General features: G+C 36.5%; 4 protein-coding genes. All 4 read left to right on the top strand.

Annotation, left to right across the window (positions count from 1 at the left end; genetic code table 11):
• The first annotated feature begins 250 nt into the window (after positions 1-250).
• Positions 251-2,986, top strand: a complete 2,736-nt coding sequence (locus tag RHOW815_RS06760) for an AMP-binding protein (RefSeq protein ID WP_215217561.1) — start codon at positions 251-253, stop codon at positions 2,984-2,986.
• Positions 2,967-4,382 (top strand): cysteine--tRNA ligase, encoded by a 1,416-nt coding sequence (cysS, locus tag RHOW815_RS06755; protein ID WP_215217562.1) that lies wholly within the window; start codon positions 2,967-2,969, stop codon positions 4,380-4,382. The genes RHOW815_RS06760 and cysS overlap by 20 nt, the downstream gene beginning before the upstream one ends.
• Positions 4,379-4,642 (top strand): hypothetical protein, encoded by a 264-nt coding sequence (locus RHOW815_RS06750; RefSeq protein WP_215217560.1) that lies wholly within the window; start codon positions 4,379-4,381, stop codon positions 4,640-4,642. Before cysS ends, RHOW815_RS06750 begins: the two co-directional genes overlap by 4 nt.
• A 107-nt stretch (positions 4,643-4,749) precedes the next feature.
• On the top strand, positions 4,750-4,995 hold a 246-nt coding region (locus RHOW815_RS06745), incomplete at its 3' end, for a transposase (RefSeq protein WP_251368253.1).

The raw sequence follows: 4,995 nt of genomic DNA, 5'->3' as shown, positions 1-4,995 counted from the left end.
ACTTGTGTTTGATTGTTAAAAATCACAATAGAGATTCTTTCATCGCCTGCCTATTCTTTTTTTTAATTCTTCTGTGCACTTCAAACTTGAAAAGACTAGTATTAAAAAATATCCTAATTGTATTTTCTTTTTTTTATTGTATATTTTGTCAATAAAGTTGATTGTTTTTCACTTCTTTTATTAATATTGCTGATTTTAAAACAAAGCAAGTGTATTTTTTTATTTAAGTTCTTAGGTCAAGGAGATTTTTATGAAGCAGAGTAGGCTAACTACTTGGGTTTTAAATGGTTTTTGTTGGATCATTCGCAAATTGCTCTGCTTGCGCTATCGCATTGAGGTTTGTGGTCGGGAGAGCATCAAAAACCATTCTTTTAAAAAACCAGGTGGGATTTTATTTTTGCCTAATCATCCTGCTGAAATAGATCCTGTGATTGTAGAGAGTCTTCTATGGCCTTTATTCCGACCTCGGCCCCTCGTAGTTGAGCATTTTTATTACCTTAAAGGATTTCGTTGGTTTATGGACCTAGTTAAGGCTATTCCTTTGCCGACAATGGATGTATTGGCTAGTAAGTGGCGTGGGAAAAAAGTAGACCAGTGCATGCAAGAAATTGTTAAAGGTCTTAAGAGAAAAAATCATTTCATGATTTATCCCTCTGGTCGCTTAAAAATTTCCGGTTTTGAAATCATTGGTGGAGCTTCTTTTGTGCATCGTTTAATTCAACTCTGCCCAGATCTTAATATAGTATTAGTACGAACGACAGGGCTTTGGGGAAGTCAATTCTCTCGGGCGATAACCGGAATATCTCCTAATTTTGGCCAAATCTTAAGAAGATGTGCTAAACTTTTATGTAAAAGTGGATTCTTCTTTATGCCCAAGCGCAATGTAAAAGTAGAATTTTCTCTGCCTTCTTTAGATTTTCCTTGGGATGCGACACGTGTAGATTTTAATAAGTATTTAGAAGAATGGTATAATCGCTATCCTAAACCAGGAGCAGAACCATTAACGCTTATCTCTTATTCTCGTTGGAAGAAAAAAATTCCAAAGATTACGCAACAGCAAGTTTCCATCGAGTTAATCGCAAATCAGATAGTAACCTCTGATGTGCAAAAAACGATTTTTGCCCATTTAAGCAGACTATCAGGACGTCCTAAAGGCAAGATCACAAGGGAAATGAATCTATCTCGTGATCTAGGTCTTGATTCGTTGGACATTGCAGGCTTATGTGTATTTTTGGAGGAACAATATGCGGTGATTGGAGTAAATCCAGAAAAATTACAAGTTGTTGAAGATCTTTTGCAAAGCGCTTCCGGTCCTGAAAAAGAAAAAAATAAAAGTAACATATTGCCACCATTGCCAGCGGCTTGGGTGGAAAAGAAGAAACGTCCAAGTATAGAGATTCCGGAAGGGAAAACGGTGGGACAAGTTTTGTTGCGTAGCTTGGATAGAATGTCTTCCTTTGTTGCTTGTGCTGATCATATAGCAGGAGTATTCTCCTATTCCAGTTTTAAACGTTCTGCCTTAGCACTTAGTACATATTTTCGTTCTCTTTCAGGAGAATATATAGGGGTTCTTTTGCCTTCTTCTGTTGCCGCGTATCTTGTGATCTCTGCAATTTGGCTATCTAATAAGATCCCTGTTATGTTGAATTGGACAATGGGAACTCGCTCTTTAGATCATGCAGTCGATCTTGTTAAGTTGCAATTTGTTGTGACCTCTCATCGGTTTTTAGACCGTTTAAATGAAGTGGACTTTGGTAAATTAGAAGAAAATCGAATGCTCTTTTTAGAGGATATTAAACAAAAGATAGGAATTGTAACTAAATTAAAAGCAGCAATGGGTTCTGTATTATCTAGTGAATTTTTAGTTGGCTATCTTGGTTTAGATAAAATAAAAAAAGACCAGAACGCAGTCATTTTATTTACTAGTGGAACAGAGGCTTTTCCAAAAGCTGTTGCTCTATCGCATGAGAATTTGCTGATTAATCAAAGGGATTGTATTGCTCTTAATATTATAGAATTTGGATCTTGTCTTTATGCGGTATTACCTCCCTTTCACTCTATGGGATTTTCTCTTACAGGAATGATGCCGATTTTAGCTGGAATTAAAACCTGTTATGCTCCTGATCCAACGGATAGCTATGGGATGGCACAGGATATAGCCTATTGGAAATCAACGACGTTTTGTTGTTCACCAAGTTTTATTCAAGGGCTTTTTCGAGTAGCAAAGCCCAAGGAACTAGACTCCTTGCATCTTATTTTATCAGGAGCAGAAAAAGCTCCTGATGAACTGTTTACTTATGTAAAGCGGTTTTTACCAAAAGCTCAGCTGATTGAAGGATATGGAGCCACAGAATGTAGTCCTTTAGTTACAAGTAATCTCCGAGGAAGAAGTGCGAATGGAGTTGGTTTCCCCTTGAAGCATACAGAAATCTGTATTTTGGATGTAAACACAAAAGAGCCTAAACCATTAGGGCAAGAAGGGGAGATCTGTATCTCAGGTTTAAACGTGTTTAAAGGATATCTTGATTCTAGCTCTAATCCTTTTATTGTTTTTCAAGAAAAAATATGGTATACTTCGGGTGATTTAGGCTATATTACTCCTGAAGGATCGCTTATTTTATCTGGTAGACTAAAAAGAGTGATTAAGATTGGCGGTGAGATGATTGGCTTAGGTGGTATAGAAGATAAGCTAATAGAGGTGGCGCATCATAAACAGTGGTTAACAGGTGAAAAAGAGGGAGCTGGTTTAGCAATTAGCATGCGAGAGGTAGCAGCAGAAAAACCTCAATTGATTCTATTTACTACTTTTTCTGTTTCTAAAGAGGAAATTAACACTATTTTGAAAGAAGAAGGGTTTGGAAAAATTGTAAAGGTTTCCGAAGTGCGCAAGATTTCGCAAATACCTTTAACAGGCACTGGAAAAAAGAATTATCGCTTATTAGATGAATTGAGTAAAACAAATAATGATGCATTTAAAGATTTATAATACAGAAAGTAGAAAAAAAGAAGAGGTACTACCTTTAGACGGTAAAACAATCCACATGTATACATGTGGTCCCACTATTTATCATTATGCACATATTGGAAATTTTCGTACCTATGTTGCAGAAGATCTCTTGCGTAGAAGTTTGAAGCTTTTAGGATATCAGGTCATACAAGCAATGAATATCACGGATATTGATGATAAGACGATTAAGGCAGCAATCGTACAAAAAGTATCTTTGCATGAATACACAAGACCTTACGAAGAGGCTTTTTTCGAGGATCTTCATTCTCTTAACATAGAACCTGTCGAATATTATCCTCGAGCTACAGGGTATATAGAAGAAATGATTTTGATTATTCAGAAGCTGCTCGAGTTAAAAATAGCCTATCAAGGGGTAGACAAAAGCATTTATTTTTCCATTGCCAAGTTTCCTTCCTATGGGCGTCTTTCACATCTTTGCCTAGATCAGTTAGAAGCTGGTGCTTCTAATCGGATGTCAGAAGATGAATATGAAAAAGAAAACATAGCAGATTTTGCTTTATGGAAAGCTTATGATCCAGAAAAAGAGCGGGGGATTTATTGGGATAGTCCATTTGGCCCTGGACGCCCAGGATGGCATATAGAATGCTCTGCTATGGCTATGAAATTACTGGGCTCTAGTATCGATATTCATGCTGGAGGAGTAGACAATATGTTTCCTCATCATGAAAATGAGATTGCTCAATCAGAGGCATTTTCTTGTTCACGGTTTGTCAAATATTGGGTGCATATAGAGCATCTTTTAATCGATCATAAGAAGATGTCAAAAAGCTTAGGTAACTTCTATACCTTGCGAGATCTTATTGCAAAAGGATATGAGGGGCGTTATATTCGTTATCTTTTACTACAAACCCATTATCGCACCCAGCTTAATTTTACTTTTAGAGCTTTAGAAGCAGCGCGTGCTTCTCTGCAGAGAATAGATGATTTCATTGCACGACTGAAGACATTGGAGATGGATCTAAAAGTAGAGTCTACTATAGAAATTTTGAAAACAGCAGAAGAGATGTTTTATATCCATCTTGCAGATGATTTAAATATTTCTGCAGCCCTAGCTGCTGTGTTTGAATTGATTCGTCAAGTGAACACCGTTTGTGATGAAAAGAGGGTCTCTTTAAGTGAAGCGAAAAAAATATTTACCTTCCTACAAAAAATCGATACTGTACTGGGATGTATCTTTGTAGAAGAAGAATGCATACCAGAGGATCTACAAGAGGCTCTACGTTTAAGACAACACGCGCGCAGAGAGAAAAACTGGAAATTAGCCGATAACTACCGTGATAAAATTCAGACACGAGGGTATTGTATAGAAGATAGTCCTCAAGGCCCACGTTTAAAAAAAATGAGAACCATATGACACAAAAAGCCATGACAAAAGATGAGATCTTTGTGCTTAAGCTCTATGAATTAGCCATGCAATCAGGAACTCCTTATGGGCAAATTGATTGCTTAGAGGTAGCTAAAGCCATTGGGCAAAATACCAAAGGCGCACAAGTTATCGCACGCGACTTAGCTCAGGCTAATTTTATTAAGAAAGCAGAAGGCAATAGGGTTTATCTCACTAATCAGGGTTTAAAACTTGTCAGTCAAATTATCGAGCAGCAACAAAAAAGCTAGCTTTTTTATTTAAATTTTCAAACTCTTTAAACCATTCTCTTAGAGCCTGTTTAAAATCTTTTCATTAAGGTATAATGATAGTTTTCATAAAACCTTTGGAGGTAGTTATGAACCGCTCTTATCCAAGCGATATTTCTCGTAAACAATTTAGCAAAATCCATCTAATACTTGAGTCTACACGCAAAAAAACACGTCCACGAAGAGTTGATCTATATGATATTTTTTGTGGAATTTTGTACATTTTAAAAAGTGGTTGCCAGTGGCGTATGTTACCCATAGAATATCCTAAATGGGAATTATGTGATTATTATTTCCCTCTTTGGAATAAAAAAGATGATAAAAATTCTAAGAGT

Source organism: Candidatus Rhabdochlamydia sp. W815 (assembly GCF_018642185.1).
In the GTDB taxonomy this organism is placed as follows: Bacteria; Chlamydiota; Chlamydiia; order Chlamydiales; family Rhabdochlamydiaceae; genus Rhabdochlamydia; species Rhabdochlamydia oedothoracis.
This window is presented reverse-complemented; position numbering and strand designations above follow the sequence as displayed.